The organism is Roseovarius sp. JB2-10, from assembly GCF_055693585.1.
Window position 1 is genome coordinate 1,083,475 of record NZ_CM146337.1, and the last position, 17,230, is coordinate 1,100,704.

The 17,230-nt window shown below is 55.2% G+C and carries 11 protein-coding genes and 1 pseudogene; 11 read left to right on the top strand and 1 reads right to left on the bottom strand.

Annotated elements, in window-relative coordinates:
- The first annotated feature begins 9 nt into the window (after nucleotides 1-9).
- The 8 genes and pseudogenes from ACZ1HJ_RS05385 (at nucleotide 10) to ACZ1HJ_RS05420 (ending at nucleotide 12,554) form a co-directional block, all read left to right on the top strand.
- Nucleotides 10-1,443 carry an NAD(P)-dependent oxidoreductase gene (locus ACZ1HJ_RS05385; RefSeq protein ID WP_472721297.1) on the top strand — a complete coding sequence of 478 codons (1,434 nt, stop codon included), beginning with the start codon at nucleotides 10-12 and terminating at the stop codon, nucleotides 1,441-1,443.
- A gap of 20 nt (nucleotides 1,444-1,463) precedes the next feature.
- Complete coding sequence (locus ACZ1HJ_RS05390) at nucleotides 1,464-2,204, top strand: hypothetical protein (RefSeq protein ID WP_472721298.1); 741 nt, start codon at nucleotides 1,464-1,466, stop codon at nucleotides 2,202-2,204.
- Nucleotides 2,205-2,319: 115 nt separating this feature from the next.
- Nucleotides 2,320-6,853, top strand: a pseudogene (gene gltB / locus ACZ1HJ_RS05395) (glutamate synthase large subunit).
- Between the two features lie 122 nt (nucleotides 6,854-6,975).
- Nucleotides 6,976-7,896, top strand: a complete 921-nt coding sequence (locus tag ACZ1HJ_RS05400; RefSeq protein ID WP_472721299.1) for a Hint domain-containing protein — start codon at nucleotides 6,976-6,978, stop codon at nucleotides 7,894-7,896.
- A gap of 69 nt (nucleotides 7,897-7,965) precedes the next feature.
- A complete protein-coding gene (mtgA, locus tag ACZ1HJ_RS05405) occupies nucleotides 7,966-8,688 on the top strand; it encodes a monofunctional biosynthetic peptidoglycan transglycosylase (protein ID WP_472721300.1) in 723 nt (240 codons plus the stop codon).
- Nucleotides 8,689-8,744: 56 nt separating this feature from the next.
- Nucleotides 8,745-9,410, top strand: coding sequence for an FtsZ-binding protein FzlA (gene fzlA, locus ACZ1HJ_RS05410; RefSeq protein WP_472721301.1), 666 nt, complete (start codon nucleotides 8,745-8,747; stop codon nucleotides 9,408-9,410).
- Nucleotides 9,411-9,452: 42 nt separating this feature from the next.
- On the top strand, nucleotides 9,453-10,541 hold the full coding sequence (queG, locus tag ACZ1HJ_RS05415; protein WP_472721302.1) for a tRNA epoxyqueuosine(34) reductase QueG: 1,089 nt from the start codon (nucleotides 9,453-9,455) through the stop codon (nucleotides 10,539-10,541).
- A gap of 12 nt (nucleotides 10,542-10,553) precedes the next feature.
- Nucleotides 10,554-12,554 (top strand): hydantoinase/oxoprolinase N-terminal domain-containing protein, encoded by a 2,001-nt coding sequence (locus ACZ1HJ_RS05420; protein ID WP_472721303.1) that lies wholly within the window; start codon nucleotides 10,554-10,556, stop codon nucleotides 12,552-12,554.
- On the opposite strand, the gene ACZ1HJ_RS05425 is transcribed toward ACZ1HJ_RS05420, so the two are convergent.
- Nucleotides 12,551-13,447: a LysR substrate-binding domain-containing protein gene (locus tag ACZ1HJ_RS05425; protein WP_472721304.1), complete on the bottom strand. Its 897-nt coding sequence runs from the start codon at nucleotides 13,445-13,447 to the stop codon at nucleotides 12,551-12,553. The genes ACZ1HJ_RS05420 and ACZ1HJ_RS05425 overlap by 4 nt on opposite strands.
- Nucleotides 13,448-13,538: 91 nt before the next feature.
- Here ACZ1HJ_RS05425 and ACZ1HJ_RS05430 point away from each other — a divergent pair, with 91 nt between their 5' ends.
- From ACZ1HJ_RS05430 to ACZ1HJ_RS05440, 3 genes are read left to right on the top strand one after another with little or no spacing between them, the layout of a single operon-like run.
- On the top strand, nucleotides 13,539-15,056 hold the full coding sequence (locus ACZ1HJ_RS05430) for a trimethylamine methyltransferase family protein (RefSeq protein ID WP_472721305.1): 1,518 nt from the start codon (nucleotides 13,539-13,541) through the stop codon (nucleotides 15,054-15,056).
- Nucleotides 15,057-15,073: 17 nt separating this feature from the next.
- On the top strand, nucleotides 15,074-16,270 hold the full coding sequence (locus ACZ1HJ_RS05435) for a glycine C-acetyltransferase (protein WP_472721306.1): 1,197 nt from the start codon (nucleotides 15,074-15,076) through the stop codon (nucleotides 16,268-16,270).
- Nucleotides 16,267-17,229, top strand: a complete 963-nt coding sequence (locus tag ACZ1HJ_RS05440) for a PLP-dependent cysteine synthase family protein (RefSeq protein WP_472721307.1) — start codon at nucleotides 16,267-16,269, stop codon at nucleotides 17,227-17,229. The genes ACZ1HJ_RS05435 and ACZ1HJ_RS05440 overlap by 4 nt, the downstream gene beginning before the upstream one ends.
- Nucleotide 17,230 lies beyond the last annotated feature (1 nt).

A 17,230-nucleotide genomic window follows, 5' to 3' on the forward strand; every position in this document is an offset into this window, starting at 1 on the left:
GAAAGTGCTGTGGCGAAGCAACCGATGTTGAAATTCGTATCTGTGGAGCGTGACATGCCGGAAAAGCGCCCGGCAGATGTTCGAAACACAGATTTTCAGGAAATCTATTCTGAATACGCTGCCGCGAAAGCGCAGGAGCAGTCGAGCAGGTGCAGTCAATGCGGTGTGCCCTACTGCCAATCGCATTGCCCGCTGCACAACAATATTCCGGATTGGTTGCGGATGACCGCCGAAGGGCGTCTGCGCGAAGCCTATGAGCTGAGCCAGGCCACAAACACGTTCCCTGAAATTTGCGGCCGCATTTGCCCACAAGACCGCCTGTGCGAAGGCAATTGCGTGATCGAACAGTCGGGTCATGGGACAGTCACGATTGGATCTGTCGAGAAGTACATCACCGATACGGCCTGGGAAGAAGGCTGGATTGTGCCCCCATCGCCAACACAGGAACGTGCTGAATCTGTTGGTATCATTGGCGCCGGCCCAGGTGGATTGGCGACAGCAGATGTTTTGCGGCGCGCGGGTGTTCAGGTGGTGGTCTATGATCGTTATGACCGCGGTGGTGGCCTGCTTACCTATGGCATTCCGGGCTTTAAGTTAGAAAAAGACGTTGTGATGCGTCGGATCGAACAACTTGAAAACGGCGGCGTTTCGTTTGTGATGAACTGCAATATCGGCGAAGACATGAGCTTTGACGAATTGCGGGCAAAGCACAGTGCGTTGATCATCGCCACCGGCGTTTACAAGTCACGTGAGTTACAAGGCCCGGGGTCGGGTGTCGCCGGGATTGAACGCGCGATCGATTTCCTGACGGCCAGTAACCGGATGAGTTTCGGTGATACAGTCCCGGAATTCGAAAGTGGCGCTCTCAATGCCGAAGGTAAGCGCGTCGTTGTCATCGGGGGTGGCGACACCGCGATGGATTGCGTCCGTACCGCGGTGCGACAAGGCGCAAAGTCAGTAAAATGCCTGTACCGCCGAGACCGGGAAAACATGCCGGGCAGCCAACGCGAAGTTGCCAATGCCGAAGAAGAAGGCGTTGTTTTTCAATGGCTCAGCGCGCCCAAAGGCTTCACAGGTGACCCTGTTTCCGGCGTAATGGTGCAACAAATGCGTCTGGGCGCACCAGACGCGAGTGGACGGCAAAGCCCGGAAGAAATCGAAGGCGCAATTGTCGAAGAACCCGCTGATCTTGTGATCAAGGCACTGGGGTTCGAACCTGAAGACCTGCCTACACTCTGGGGGCAAGAAGACCTCGAAGTAACCAGCTGGGGCACGATCCGGGCTGAATTCACCACGGGTCGGACGGCGATGGACGGCGTTTTTGCCGTTGGTGATATTGTCCGGGGCGCCTCGCTTGTGGTCTGGGCCATTCGTGACGGTCGCGATACTGCGGATGCGGTCTTGGACTACCTGAACACTTCTGCGGCGGTAGCAGCGGAATAAAGATGAACGAAACCGTCCAAATGAATGCGGCACGCACGACGTACCAGGACGACGATCTCATGATCCGTTGGCTTCCGGGGAATTCGTCACGGCTGATACTCGCATTCAGCGGAGTTCAGCACGGGCTGGGCGGAATGCCGATGGACGAATTCATCGGCACTGCGTCGGGCGGCGCGTCAAACCATGTTCTCTTTGTCAGTGATATGCAGCGTAGCTGGTATTCACGCACCGGACTTGTCGAAAAGATCGTTGAACAGGTGACCATTTTTGCTCAAGAGCACGGTATCGAACACATGGACTCTGTTGGCAATTCAATGGGCGGCTACGGCGCAATCCGGTTCTGTTCAGTCCTTCCGATCCGATTTGCTGCGGCCTTTGCCCCACAAATTTCGATGGACTTGTCCGTTATCGATGAACCGAGGTGGAAAGGATACCGCCCTGCATTTGGCGACGCGCTTTTACCATCCCTCGCCGGTCCAATCCTTGAAAGCACATCCCAAATTTTCATAACCATGGGGGCTGGCGGTCATTTGGAGCGTGCGCAGGCCGCGCTTTTGCCGAATGCCAAAAATCTACACCTGCGGTTGCTACCGTTCTGCCACCACAACGTCGTCAAAGATCTTAAGGCTGCTGGTTTGCTCTCGCCATTGGTTGACGCCAAACTTGCAGGCGACACGTCGAAGGTAGCGGAAATCTACGGCGACTTCGAAAAATTCAACAATCAAACAGCGCAGGTTTTGGCGAGAGGCCTCAAAAAATAAAGGCACGCGTCCGGCGTGCCAGCGGCGGACGGCTCTTTGCAGCCGCCCGAAACTGAGTTTGAAAACGTCTCTAACACGGCGCAATTCGGCCAAAAGAGAAGAAAAGAGAAACGACATGACAAAATTCGATTTGGAATGGGCAAAGACTGAAGAAGCCAAACGCAAATGGATGGCGGAAAACGGTATGTATGCCGAGGAGGAGGAGCATTCTTCATGCGGTGTAGGCCTCGTCGTTTCAATGAACGGAAAACCAAGCCGTCAGGTTGTCGATGCCGGTATCGATGCGCTGAAGGCAATTTGGCACCGTGGCGCCGTTGATGCAGACGGTAAGACGGGCGACGGCGCGGGCATACATGTGCAAATTCCGGTGCCGTTCTTCTACGATCAAATTCGTCGCACGGGTCATGAACCACATCAGGATCAATTAGTGGCGGTGGGTCAGGTGTTTTTGCCGCGTACTGATTTCGGCGCGCAGGAAACCTGCCGGACAATTGTTGAAACCGAAGTTTTGCGAATGGGATACTACATCTACGGGTGGCGTCACGTGCCCGTGGATGTCGCCTGTCTGGGCGAAAAGGCCAATGCCACGCGTCCGGAAATCGAACAAATCTTGATATCAAACTCCAAAGGGGTCGATGAAGAAACATTCGAGCGGGAGCTCTACGTTATTCGCCGCCGGATCGAAAAAGCAGCGATTGCCGCTGGGATCGGTGAATTATACATCGCGTCGCTCAGCTGCCGCAGCATCATCTACAAGGGTATGATGCTGGCGGAACAGGTGGCTGTTTTCTATCCAGACCTGATGGACGAGCGGTTCAAATCAGCCTTTGCGATCTATCACCAGCGCTATTCGACCAACACTTTCCCACAATGGTGGTTGGCGCAACCATTCCGTATGTTGGCGCACAATGGCGAGATCAATACCCTCAAAGGGAACTTGAATTGGCTCAAGAGCCACGAGATCCGCATGGCCAGCGCTGCCTTTGGTGATATGGCCGAAGATATCAAGCCAATCGTGGCGGGCGGATCGTCAGATTCGGCAGCATTAGACTCTGTTTTCGAAGTTTTGGTTCGGGCCGGTCGCAGCGCGCCGATGGCCAAAACGATGCTGGTTCCGGAAAGCTGGTCCAAGCAGGCCGAGGAACTGCCACAGGCGTGGCGCGACATGTATTCCTACTGCAACAGCGTGATGGAGCCCTGGGATGGTCCTGCGGCTCTGGCAATGACGGACGGGCGTTGGGTGTGTGCTGGTCTTGACCGGAACGGACTACGGCCGATGCGCTACGTGGTGACAGGCGACGGCTTGGTCATCGCAGGCTCCGAAACGGGTATGGTCCCGATTGACGAAGCCAATGTTAAAGAAAAAGGCGCCCTAGGTCCCGGCCAAATGCTGGCCGTGGACATGAAAAAGGGCAAAATGTTCCGAGATACTGAGATCAAGGACAAACTGGCGCGCGCGCTGCCTTTTGGTGAATGGGTTGGGAAAATCAACGAGTTGGACGAAAACCTGGCCGTTGTAACCGAAGCGCCGATCCATACTGGCGCAGATTTGCGTCGCCGCCAAATTGCAGCTGGGTACACAATCGAAGAGCTGGAACAGATTCTGGCTCCGATGGGCGAGGATGGAAAAGAAGCGATCGCCAGCATGGGTGACGACACGCCTTCGGCAGTTTTGTCCAAAGGTTATCGCCCGCTCAGCCATTATTTCCGGCAAAACTTCAGTCAGGTGACGAACCCACCCATCGACAGCCTGCGCGAAGCCCGGGTGATGAGCCTCAAAACCAGGTTTGGCAACCTCAAGAACGTTTTGGACGAAAGCAGTTCGCAAACTGAAATCCTGGTGCTGGACAGCCCGTTTGTCGGCAACGCTCAATGGGATGCGTTGATGACCCAATTCAACGCTGATGTGGTCGACATTGATTGTACCTTCGAGAAAGGAACAGGCGCTTTGCAGGCAGGTTTGGCTCAGAATCCGGGCCGAAGCTGAAGATGCCGTGCGCAGCGGTGCAGGACATCTGGTGCTCACTGACCGTGGTGTTGGTGTGGACAAAATCGGGATGCCCATGATCCTGGCCACCAGCGCGGTCCATGGGCATCTGACCCGCAAAGGGCTGCGCACCTTTTGCTCACTCAACGTACGCTCGGCGGAATGCATTGATCCGCATTACTTCGCTGTTTTGGTTGGTGCTGGCGCAACCGTTGTGAACGCGTATCTGGCAGAGGATTCGCTGGCGGACCGGATCGACCGCGGTTTGCTGGACGGATCTCTGACCGAAGTGGTCGCACGCTATCGAGGTGCTATAGATCAGGGCTTGCTGAAAATAATGTCCAAAATGGGTATTTCAGTGATTTCATCCTATCGTGGCGGCCTGAATTTCGAGGCCGTTGGCCTGAGCCGTGCTATGTGCGCCGAATACTTCCCCGGTCTGACCAGTCGGATCAGTGGGATTGGGATCAGCGGTATTCAAACCAAGCTCGAAGAAGTGCATGATCAGGCCTTTGGCCGTGGTCAGGACATTCTACCCATTGGCGGTTTCTACAAAGCACGCAAATCCGGCGAAACCCATGCGTGGGGCGCCCAAACCATGCACATGATGCAAATGGCTTGTAACAATTCCAGTTATGAGCTGTGGAAACGGTATTCGGCTGCGATGCAAGCGGCGCCGCCCATCCACCTGCGGGACCTTATGGCGATCAAGCCAATGGGTGACCCGATCTCCGTTGATGACGTGGAAAGTGTGACCGCAATTCGCAAACGCTTTGTCACGCCCGGTATGTCGTTGGGGGCACTCTCACCCGAGGCACATAAGACGTTGAACGTGGCAATGAACAGGATTGGCGCGCGGAGCGACAGTGGCGAAGGTGGCGAAGATCCGGCGCATTTCGTGCCCGAACCTAATGGTGACAACCCGTCCGCGAAGATCAAGCAGGTGGCCTCAGGGCGCTTTGGCGTCACAGCGGAATATCTGAACCAGTGCGAAGAACTTGAGATCAAGGTGGCGCAAGGGGCGAAACCCGGCGAAGGCGGGCAGCTGCCAGGCATGAAAGTGACCGAACTGATCGCGCGGTTGCGGCATTCCACTAAGGGCGTGACGTTGATTTCACCGCCACCGCATCATGATATCTACTCGATCGAAGACCTGGCGCAGCTGATTTACGATCTCAAACAGATCAATCCGCGCGCCAAGGTGACGGTCAAACTGGTGGCGCAATCCGGTGTCGGCACAATTGCCGCCGGTGTGGCCAAGGCCAAGGCAGATGTGATCCTGATCTCTGGGCACAACGGCGGGACGGGTGCGAGTCCGGCTACATCAATCAAATACGCCGGTCTGCCGTGGGAAATGGGCCTGACCGAAGCGCATCAGGTGCTCAGCATGAACAACCTGCGCGAACGGATTACGCTCAGGACAGATGGTGGGCTACGCACTGGACGTGATATCGTGATGGCGGCGATGATGGGCGCCGAAGAATACGGTATCGGCACCGCCGCACTGATTGCGATGGGCTGTATCATGGTGCGTCAGTGCCAATCCAACACCTGCCCTGTCGGGGTCTGCACACAAGATGAAAGCCTGCGCGCCAGATTCACGGGCAATGCGGACAAAGTGGTTAATCTGATCACGTTTTATGCCCAGGAAGTGCGCGAAGTTCTGGCGAGTATTGGCGCGAAATCACTGGACGATGTGATTGGGCGTGCGGATTTGCTGACACAGGTGTCACGCGGCTCTGCGCATCTGGATGATCTGGACCTGAATCCGATGCTGATCACCGTCGATGGTGCAGCGGATATTGTCTATGATCGGGCGCGTCCGCGGAATGAGGTGCCAGATACGTTGGATGCGGAAATCGTACGTGATGCGCAACGCTTCCTCGAAGATGGCGAGAAGATGCAATTGTCTTATGCCGTTCAAAACACAGACCGCACCGTGGGAACGCGGCTTTCCTCACATATTGTGCGCAATTTCGGTATGAAGAACGCGCTTCAACCCAACCATCTAACCGTAAAACTGTCTGGCAGTGCGGGGCAGTCACTTGGCGCCTTTGCCGCGCCAGGCCTCAAGCTCGAAGTGGCGGGGGATGCCAATGACTACGTTGGCAAGGGGCTGAGCGGGGGCACAATTGTGGTGCGCCCACCCATGGCCAGCCCGCTGGAGGCATCAAAGAATACGATTATCGGCAACACAGTGCTTTATGGCGCAACTGACGGCTACCTATTTGCCGCGGGTCGCGCGGGAGAGCGTTTTGGCGTTCGGAATTCTGGTGCCAAGGTGGTGATCGAAGGTTGCGGGAGCAACGGGTGCGAATACATGACTGGCGGCGTTGCCGTTATCCTCGGGTCCATCGGTGCCAATTTTGGCGCAGGGATGACCGGTGGTATGGCGTATCTTTACGATCCCGGCGGCCGTGCGGACACGCTGATCAACATGGAAACACTTGTAACCTGTTCTGTGACATCTGATCACTGGATGGACGAACTGGAAGAGTTGATCGAGCGCCACGCGGCAGAAACCGGCAGCCTGAAAGCCCAGAAAATCTTGCAATACTGGGATGTAGAAAACGCGAATTTCCGTCAGGTTTGTCCAATCGAAATGCTCGACAAGCTGCCCGTGCCGTTGGGTGTTGAAGCACAGGCCGTGCCAGCGGAATAAGATTTTTCCCCGCGAAATTTCTCTAAATCCTCAATAAAAACCCAAAACCTGCCCCAATTCGGGCGGGTTTTGGCCGGACAGTATCGGCATAGATTTCGTGTAACCCAGTGCGGGGCGTAAGTATGCCGACCACCTATAACGATCAGTTTTTCGAAATGGATCCGTTCAGCCCACCACCGGCTGGGACGGCTTTGACCGTTGTGAACCACGATCTGGTTGACCAGGATGATGACGACGATATCGAAGCCGCCGGTGGCGACACGGTCGCGGGATTTGACGTCACAGCCTCATGGCCCGGTGACACGGTAACCATTGAATTGCCGGACGGCACGCAAATCACGTACACGGGCATCACGTTTTACGTCGATGATGGTGGCACGCAGCGCGAATTTTTCACCCCGACTGATGGTCAGGTTCTGCAAAACGGTGAAATCGTCACTGCATCGGGCGTTGATACCGGTGGACCGTTGGATGTGGGCGATCTGGGCCCACCCTGCTTTACACGGGGTACGCTGATTGCCACGCCGGAAGGTGACCGGAAAATCGAAGACTTGAATCCTGGCGACATGGTGTTGACCCTCGATCATGGACCACAGCCTCTTTTGCTGGTCAGCTGCAACGTCTTTCCTGCATCTGGCTGCAATGCGCCGGTACATATTCGTGCGGGTGCCTTGGGCAATGATCGCGATCTGCTGGTATCGCAACAACACCGCATGTTGATCGGTGACTGGCGCGCCGAGATGTTTTTTGGTGTCGAGCAGGTATTGGTGGCGGCAAAGCACCTCTGTAACGGCGATACGATCACGATAAGCTCCGGAGAAAGCGTGGAGTATTTTCACCTGCTGTTTGATCGTCATCAGATTGTTTGGGCTGAAGGCATCCCCTCCGAAAGCTACTTTCCGGGCTATGCCACCAACCAAGCAGATCATGAAACCCGTGCCGAAATTGACCGCCTTTTTCCGGAACTGGCACAAAAGGCAGCCGACAGTTGGGTAACAGTGCGTCCCGTCGCCAAACAATTCGAAGCGGCGTTGCTGAACTGACGCGATTGCGCAGCTAGCTGACGAAACCCGCTTTTTCGCAACCCTTACGCGCGCTATAGCTGTGCCAAGATGGCAAAGCGCAAGACCACAAAAAGAGCAGCAAAATCCAAACAACGCTTCCAACCTTTTCGGTGGGTACGGCGCTGGATCTTGCGCTTTGTGGTGATTTCTGTCGCCGTTTTGGTCTTGGTCGTTGCCATTCACCGCGATTTCAAGCCCCCTGACACGTTCTATATGGGCCAAGAGGCGCGCCGGTTGGGTGGCATAGATCACATTTGGGTGCCTATGGATGACATTGCGCCCGTCATGGCCCGATCTGTTGTGGCTGCCGAAGACGCAAATTTTTGCGCCCATTGGGGTTTTGACATGTCCGCCATCCGAACAGCGATTGAAGAAGGATCAGGTCGCGGCGCGTCAACGCTCAGCCAACAGGTCGTCAAGAACGTGTATCTTTGGCACGGCCGCAGCTGGCCACGCAAAGCATTGGAAGCGACTATCACGCCGCTGGTCGAATTGCTTTGGGACAAACGCCGCATCGTCGAGGTCTACCTGAACGTAGCCGAGTTTGACGAAGGCGTGTTCGGCATTGAGGCCGCATCTCACCGATACTTTGGCGTGAGCCCGGATGAACTTACACATGTACAGGCCGCACGCTTGGCCGCTGTTTTGCCAGATCCAAAGGGCCGATCGGCCAACAAACCCTCAACCTCATTGCGAAAACGAGCTGCCAGCATCTTGGACGGAGCGGCCACCATCCGCCGCGACGGGCGGTCCGCATGTTTCGAGGATTGAAAAATGACCGTAATCGGGGCATTGAGGGCAAACCCCATCGCAAGGTTTAGACATTAATGGCCAAGCTTTTTCACGTTCCGCTGTCCCCATATTGCCGCAAAGTCCGCCTCTGTCTCGCAGAGAAGAAGATTGAATGTGAGTTGGCGGAAGAACGGTACTGGGAGGCTGATCCGGATTTTCTGCGCCGCAATCCGGCGGGAAAAGTTCCCATTCTCAAGATCGACGGCAAGACGATGGCAGAAAGCACGCCTATCTGTGAATACCTGGACGAGAAGTATCCTGAGCCTGCGCTTATGCCCAAGGGCGCCGATGCGCGCTACGAAGTGAGACGTCTCGTGTCGTGGTTCGACGACAAATTCCATCATGAGGTGACGTCGAAGCTGCTTTATGAACGCGTCAATAAAAAGATGATGGGGCAAGGTTACCCCGATAGCAGCAGCATCAAACAGGGTGCCAAGGCGATCAAATACCATCTGGATTATATGGCGTGGCTTCTGGATCATCGTCGCTGGCTGGCCGGTGACACGATGACCATGGCTGATTTCGCAGCAGCCGCGCATCTGAGCGCGTTGGATTACATCAGCGATGTAGACTGGAACCGCAGCGACGTGGTCAAAGACTGGTACGCCAAGATCAAATCCCGACCTGCCTTTCGCAATATTTTGGCAGACCAAGTTTCTGGCTTCCCGCCTCCTGCGCATTACGCCGATTTGGATTTTTGATCCGTACTGGCGTGATCACCGACTTTTCGGCACACTCAAATCATGGACGATCTAAAACACAAACTGGTCACGCAGGCCCAAACAGAAGGGTTTGATCTGACCAGGATCTGTCGCCCTTGGGATGTTCCGGAAGTACCTGAACGGTTGGCCGCGTTTCTGGATAAGGGGTACCATGGTCAGATGGCATGGTTGGCTGATCGTACCCATTGGCGCGGCGCGCCACATGTTTTGTGGCCTGACGCAAAATCGATCATCATACTGGGCGAAAGCTACACGCCGGACTTTGATCCCCTGGAAACACTTGCGGACCCTGATGTCGGAACAATTTCCGTATATGCCCGCAACCGCGATTACCACGATACGGTCAAAAAAAGACTGAAGCGATTGGCGCGGTGGTTGATTGATCAGGCCGGTGGAGAGGTGAAGGTTTTTGTTGATACCGCCCCTGTCCCCGAAAAGGCGCTGGGCCAAGCAGCCGGTTTGGGATGGCAGGGCAAGCATACCAATCTGGTAAGTCAGGAACTGGGCAACTGGTTCTTTATCGGATCCGTGTTTACAACGTTGGAAATCGAGACTGATACACCTGAAACCGACCATTGTGGTACTTGTCGGTCCTGTCTGGATGTTTGCCCTACGGCAGCATTTCCGGCGCCTTATCAACTTGATGCGCGGCGCTGCATTTCTTATCTGACGATTGAACATCAAGGCCCCGTAGATGAAGATCTGCGCCCGCTTATGGGCAACCGAATTTACGGTTGTGACGATTGTCTGGCGGTATGTCCGTGGAATAAATTCGCGGTGTCTGCACGCGAAGCAAAGTACCATGCCCGAACTGAATTAATGGCGCCAAAGCTCGCGGAATTGGCAAGGTTAGACGACAGCGCCTTTCGCAATCTTTTCTCCGGAAGCCCGATCAAACGTATCGGACGTGACCGCTTTGTACGCAATGTTCTCTATGCGATTGGCAATTCGAACGATCCCAAGATGATACCCTTGGCGATTGAACTTTCATCCGATCCTAACCCAACTGTTGCAGATGCTGCTGATTGGGCTGCGCGGCGACTTCAATCTGCCGCAAACGGGCTGGCACCCATTGCAAAACCCGCTAAACCCAAGCGTCAGAACAAGTAGAGGATTTGCCTGATGGCATTGCTTTTGGGTGTGGATACTGGTGGAACCTACACGGATGCCGTGCTGATCCGCGATGAAGAAGAAGTTGTCGCCAGTGCGAAGGCTCTCACAACACGGCACGACCTCGCGATTGGTATCGGACAAGCGATTGAATCCGTCTTGGCGTCAAGTGGTGCGAAGGTCACTGACATTGGTATGGCGTCTTTGTCGACCACTTTGGCCACAAATGCATTGGTTGAAGGGCAAGGCGAACGCGTTGGCCTTGTGTATATCGGTTTTCGGGAACGAGACCTGGAAACACATGGGCTGAAGGATGCTCTGGGCGGGGATCCTGCCTTGGTGATCGCGGGCGGCCACAACCACGCAGGCGGAGAGGCTGCAGCCTTAGATAAAACCGCACTTTCGGCCTGGTTAGAGACTGATCAGGGTATTTCCGCCTACGCCGTTGCGGCCCAGTTTGCCACTCGAAATCCGGAGCATGAGCTCGCGGTATCCAATGTCCTTCGCGACGTAACGGGTCGGCCAGTTTCGTGTTCACATCACTTGTCTGCAAAACTAAACGGTCCCAAGCGCGCTTTGACCGCTTTATTGAACGCCCGTTTGATTGGCATGATCGCACGGCTTATCGATAAGGCCGAAGGAAAGCTCCGGCAGTTGGGTATTGAGGCACCTTTGATGGTCGTGCGCGGTGACGGTGCACTGATATCTGCAGACCAAGCACGCCTACGTCCGATTGAAACGATTTTAAGTGGGCCTGCCGCCTCCATTGTTGGGGCGCGTTGGATGACCGGCGCAGATCATGCTCTGGTTTCTGATATCGGCGGGACAACCACCGATGTTGCCGTTCTGCGGGACGGACGTCCAGCAATCGACCCGGCGGGCGCACAGGTTGGCCCTTGGCGAACCATGGTCGAAGCGGTGGCCATGCGCACTACGGGGCTTGGCGGTGATAGCGAGGTCCATGTCAACGACGAGGGTTTGAACGGTGGCGTTACACTAGGGCCGCGCAGGGTGGTCCCGGTGAGCTTAATGGCCGTAGATGCCCCGGATATCGTCCATGGCACGCTGGACCAGCAATTGCGGAGCCAAACACCGGGCGAATATGACGGGAGATTTGTCCGAATTGTTGCGGGACTGGAGGCGGACGGCGTCCCAGACCGCGATGCGAAGGTGCTGGAACGCATCGGCACTGGTGTCAAACCTGTTGGCGATATTCTCAAATCACGTATGGAGGTCCAGGCCCTGCGGCGGCTGGTCATGAGGGGGCTTGTTCAACTTTCCGGTACCACGCCGTCTGACGCCAGCCATGTCATCGGCAAGCTTGACGCGTGGGATACCGATGCTGCCAGAAAAGCGATCGAACTGGTGGCGCGTAAACGCACGGGGTCCGGTAATGTCCTGTCGTTGAGTGTTGATGGCATGGCCAATATGATCATCGACCAACTGACACAACAAACGACTTTGGCTTTATTAGAGACGGCATTTGCCGAGGAAGACGTGAATTTTGGATTGCCGCCGCGTGAATTGTCATCACATGTTTTGATGCAAAGGGGTTTATCAGGACATCGCGGCTTGGTGCGGATTGATGCAGGTTTGAATGCGCCCGTGATCGGGCTGGGCGCATCGGCCAACAGCTACTATCCGGCGGTTGGTGAGCGGCTAGGATGCGAGATGATTTTGCCGGAACACGCCAGCGTTACCAACGCAATCGGGGCAGTCGTCGGTCGCGTTACTATTCGTCGAACCGGAACCGTCACATCGCCGGCTGAGGGCCGTTTCCGGGTGCATCTCAACACTGGGCCAGAAGATTTCGTGGATGCGGAGGAGGCCATGGCGTTCCTGCAAACCAGCCTTGAACGCGACGCGCGAAAAGAAGCCGAAAGTGCCGGCGCCGACGATATCAATCTGACAGCAACACGCGACGTCAGGTCCGCAAAGGCCGAGGCAAGAGAAGTGTTTTTGGAAGCTGAAATTGTCGTCGAAGCGTCGGGCAGGCCCCGCATTACGGGTTAGAGGTTCATCAGCCAGTCGCGGGTGCGTTCAGCTTGCGGGCTGAGCGGAGCACTATCAGACCAGACCAAATAGAATCCGGCCCCTGTTTCCCACGCCCATTCGGATCGGGCCGCAAGGAGCCCCTGGTTAATCAGGCCCTCTGTGACGTGTTTCCATCCAAAAGCGAAGCCCTCTCCGGCCAGAGCAGCCTGAAGCACAAGCGCATAGTCATTCAAACGCAATCCAGTGGTCGGTTCAGTGTAGGGCACATTCCAATGCGAAAAGAAATCTGCCCAACTTGGCCGGTTTCTAATGGGCTCTTCAAGGTGAATCAGAGTCTGATTTTTGAGATTTGCGACCGTCGCAAGGTTGATAGCAGCAGACATAACCCGTGGCGCAGCTATTGGTTGGATAACTTCAGGTGCGACGAGGTGTGCTTTACATCCCGGCCAGACCCCCGTTCCATGCCGAATGGCGAGGCTGATGCCTTCGACGCCGATATCAGGTTCACGATCAGACGTTTGAAGGCGCAGGTCAATATCGGGATGTGCCGCGTGAAAATCCGCAAGGCGAGGTACCATCCAGTAGTGAGCAAATGCGGTGGAAGCCGAAAGCGTCACATGCTCTTGTTTTGTGCGCTCTGTCAGCAGCTTGGCGCTTTGCAGAATCCGATCAAAAGCACCGGCAACGTCCGTGTAAAGCCGTTCACCGGACCGGGTCAAAGTCACTGAACGGTGCGCACGCTTAAACAAGATCAGGCCTAACGAGGCTTCCAGCTGTTTGATGGCGGCGGAAACTGCAGGTTGTTGGACGTTCAGCTCCCGTGCTGCACGCGTGAATGATCCGGTACGGGCTGCGGCTTCAAAGACCAACAAGTGACGGGGGGATGAAACGAGCTTCCAAAGATCTTGCATAAGCTGATGTTATCCAAAGCCTCAGGAATTTCAAGGATCACAAGGCTTGTTGCAGCCTATAGATTGAAAAATAAGTAGGAGAGGTGCCAAAATGGCCAGACGCTCACGCGGCAAGCGCAATAGTGACCAAATTGATCCTTTGGCGCCGCTATCACCGCATGTCATGCGGAAATTGCCCTATTTCGATCCGCTCGACGAAGAGGCATTGGTGCGTCTTGAGCAACAGGTAGATTGGTTAATCCAGGAAATCGGGATCGAATTCCGTGATGATCCCGAAGCGCACCGGATCTGGAAGGAAGCCGGCGCGGACATCCAGGGAACGCGCGTGCGCGCGTCGTCGGAGTGGATACGAACGTTAAGCGCTACGGCGCCGCGATCTTTTGCGCAAATTGCACGAAACCCGGACCGTTCCGTTGTCATCGGAGGAGACAACCAGGTCTTCGCCCCCATCTATGGAGCGCCATTTGTTCGCGATCTGAAGTCTGGCCGCCGATACGGCGATTTGGAGAGTTTCGAGAAATTGCTGAAATTGGCTTACATGCACCCAAATCTCCACCACACAGGTTTGGTCATATGCGAACCGTGCGATGTTCCTGTCAGCCATCGTCATCTGGATATGGTGTATCTGCACATGACGCGATCGGACAAACCGCACCTAGGCGCCATAACGGAAATGAGCCGCGCCCAAGATAGTATCGAGATGGCGGAAATCATGCACGGTCGCGACGTTATGGAGAAAAACTGCGTGATCATGGGTAACGTGAACACCAATTCTCCACTTCTTGTGGACAAAGTCGTTTCTGAAGCAATCAGAGTCTATTGCGGCCGAAATCAAGGTATTATCGTTGTGCCGTTTATCCTGTCTGGTGCAATGGGACCGGTCAGTACGACCGCATCAGTCTGTCAGGCCATGGCAGAGGCAATGATGTGTTGTGCTTTTTCGCAACTCGTCAGACCGGGGGCACCCTTTGTGCTTGGCAACTTCCTCAGTTCGATGAGCCTCAAATCTGGCGCGCCCACATTTGGCATGCCAGAACCCGTTCTGAGCAACTATGTCATCGGCCAGATGGCCAGACGCCTCGGCCTGCCCCTCAGGTGCGGAGGCTCGCTCACCGCCAGCAAGATTGAAGATGCCCAGGCCGCGTACGAATCCGCTGATTCCATGCATTCGACAGCTTTGGCCGGAGCTAATTTTGTGCTGCACGCTGCTGGGTGGATGGAGGGCGGCCTCTGTACTGGGTTTGAAAAGCTGATCATGGATGCTGATCGGCTCGGGGCCTACCAAAAACTTATGGGCGGTTTGGACCTGAGCGACGAAGCCATGGCGCGCGATGCCTATGGCGAAGTGGAACCCGCAGGTCACTTCCTGGGGTGTGCCCATACCATGCGGAACTATACCACCGCCTTCTATGAACCGGCACTCAGCGATAGCGAAAATGTTGAGAGTTGGGAGGAAGCTGGTGAAAAAGACATGCGCCAGCGGGCATATGAGCGCTGGACGGGTTTGTTGGAGCGTTACGAACCGCCTGAAATAGATGTGCAGATCGATGAAGCATTGAAAGACTATGTTGCACGTCGCAAATCTGAAATTCCTGAGGCATGGTACTGAGCAGGAGGACACAGAAAATGCGAGCATCTCAACGTTTTGACGACGATATTTCGACGCGCCTGGACGGGTTAAGGGACGAGGGTCTCTATAAATCCGAGCGTGTGATCACCAGCATGCAGTCAGGCCAAATCTCTTTGGAAGATGGGCGCGACGTGATCAACCTCTGCGCCAATAATTACCTTGGCCTTGCCGATAATCCTGACATCATTGCGGCCGCTCACGCTGCTTTGGACCGGTATGGATTTGGGATGGCATCCGTCCGTTTTATTTGCGGGACTCAGGAAGAACACAAAGCCTTGGAAAACCGCATTGCCAGTTTTTTGGGGAAAGAGGATAGCATTCTCTACGCGGCTGCATTCGATGCAAATGCTGGTTTGTTCGAGACGCTTTTGGGCCCCGAGGACGCAATCATTTCTGATGCGCTAAACCATGCTAGTATCATCGACGGTGTGCGGTTGTGCAAAGCGCAGCGGTTTCGCTATGCCAACAGCGATATGTCGGAACTGGAAAAATGCCTGCAGGAGGCTAGTGGCACGCGGCATCGATTGATCGCGACCGATGGAGTCTTTTCGATGGACGGCTACTACGCCCGATTGGATGAGATTTGCGAATTGGCAGACCGTTACGATGCGCTGGTCATGGTGGATGATTGTCATTCCACAGGTTTTGTGGGGCCGACTGGGCGCGGAACCGCTGAAAAATTCGGTGTGGTCGACCGCGTTGACATTATGACAGGGACGCTCGGCAAAGCTCTGGGCGGTGCATCAGGTGGATATACGGCTGCAAGCGGCCCCATCGTGGACTGGTTGCGCCAAAGGTCCCGCCCCTATTTGTTTTCCAACACATTGGCCCCTGTAATTGCCGCCGCTTCCCTGAAAGTTTTCGATCTGTTGGAAAACGGGGAAGAAATGCGCGAGAAACTCTGGGAAAACGCCCGGTATTTTCGTGAAAAGATGGGAAAACTTGGGTTTGAACTTTTGCCGGGTGAACATGCAATCATTCCCGTCATGTTGCGCGATCCGAAACTGGCTCAAGAGATGGCAGCGCGTTTAGGGAAACGTGGTGTATTTGTGACGGCCTTCAGTTTCCCGGTTGTACCGAAGCAGCAAGATCGTATCCGGACACAAATGAGTGCAGGATTGACCCGTGAAATGCTCGACCGTGCCATCGACGCGTTTGAGGCGGTGGGCCGTGAACTTGGAGTGATCTCATGACGTTGTTCCCCTCAATTATTGAGGTCATTGGCCAAACGCCTTTGGTTGAATTGAGCAGAATTAGAGACAAAATCGGCTTGAATGGGCGTCTCTTGGCCAAATTAGACTACCTGCTCCCAGGTTTTTCGAAAAAGGACCGTGCCGCGCGTCAAGTGATTGAAGCTGCGCACGCGAGCGGAGCACTGCAGCCTGGCCAATGTGTTGTCGAATTGACTTCCGGTAACATGGGGACAGGTCTTGCGATCGTATGTGGTGTTTTGGGACATCCGTTTGTAGCGGTTATGAGCGCAGGTAATTCGGTCGAGCGCGCAAAAATGATGCAGGCCCTTGGCGCCGAAGTCATTTTAGTGCCGCAAGCGGCTGGCGGTATACCCGGGAAGGTATCTGGCGCGGATTTAGCACTGGTGGATGAGGCCGCTAAACGGATAACGGCAGACCGCGGCGCCTTCCGCGCCGACCAGTTTAGCGAACCTGCGAACCCGCTGGCACATGAAACAGGAACCGCACCAGAAATTTGGAAGCAATCCAACGGCAGCGTCACCGCGTTTTGCGATTTCGTGGGATCCGGCGGGACGCTGGCGGGCTGCAACCGTTTTTTCGCGCCGAAGGGCGTGAAGTGCTATTGCGTGGAGCCGTCGGGTGCCGAGGCAATAGGCGGCGGTGACATCTCCGAACCAGACCATCCGATTCAAGGTGGCGGTTATTTGATGCATGATTTGGATCATCTAGGAGACGCAGAATACGCTGGAATAGAGACTGTTTCGGGACAGGAGGCACGCCACCACGCACGTCTGCTGGCGCGCTGTGAGGGAATTTTTGGCGGCTATTCGGCGGGCGCCAATCTGGCGGCCGCCATATCGCTTCTGAAGGGTCGCGAAAAGGGAGGCACCGTGGCATTCGTGGTCTGCGACAGTGGTCTCAAATACTTGTCGACCGATTTATGGGAGAGCACTTCGTGAA

Coding starts and splice junctions, on each gene's coding strand:
- ACZ1HJ_RS05440 (WP_472721307.1), top strand. CDS start 16,267: ATGACGTTGTTCCCCTCAATTATTGAGGTCATTGGCCAAACGCCTTTG.
- queG (WP_472721302.1), top strand. CDS start 9,453: ATGGACGATCTAAAACACAAACTGGTCACGCAGGCCCAAACAGAAGGG.
- mtgA (WP_472721300.1), top strand. CDS start 7,966: ATGGCAAAGCGCAAGACCACAAAAAGAGCAGCAAAATCCAAACAACGC.
- ACZ1HJ_RS05425 (WP_472721304.1), bottom strand. CDS start 13,447: ATGCAAGATCTTTGGAAGCTCGTTTCATCCCCCCGTCACTTGTTGGTC.
- fzlA (WP_472721301.1), top strand. CDS start 8,745: ATGGCCAAGCTTTTTCACGTTCCGCTGTCCCCATATTGCCGCAAAGTC.
- ACZ1HJ_RS05430 (WP_472721305.1), top strand. CDS start 13,539: ATGGCCAGACGCTCACGCGGCAAGCGCAATAGTGACCAAATTGATCCT.
- ACZ1HJ_RS05390 (WP_472721298.1), top strand. CDS start 1,464: ATGAATGCGGCACGCACGACGTACCAGGACGACGATCTCATGATCCGT.
- ACZ1HJ_RS05400 (WP_472721299.1), top strand. CDS start 6,976: ATGCCGACCACCTATAACGATCAGTTTTTCGAAATGGATCCGTTCAGC.
- ACZ1HJ_RS05435 (WP_472721306.1), top strand. CDS start 15,074: ATGCGAGCATCTCAACGTTTTGACGACGATATTTCGACGCGCCTGGAC.
- ACZ1HJ_RS05420 (WP_472721303.1), top strand. CDS start 10,554: ATGGCATTGCTTTTGGGTGTGGATACTGGTGGAACCTACACGGATGCC.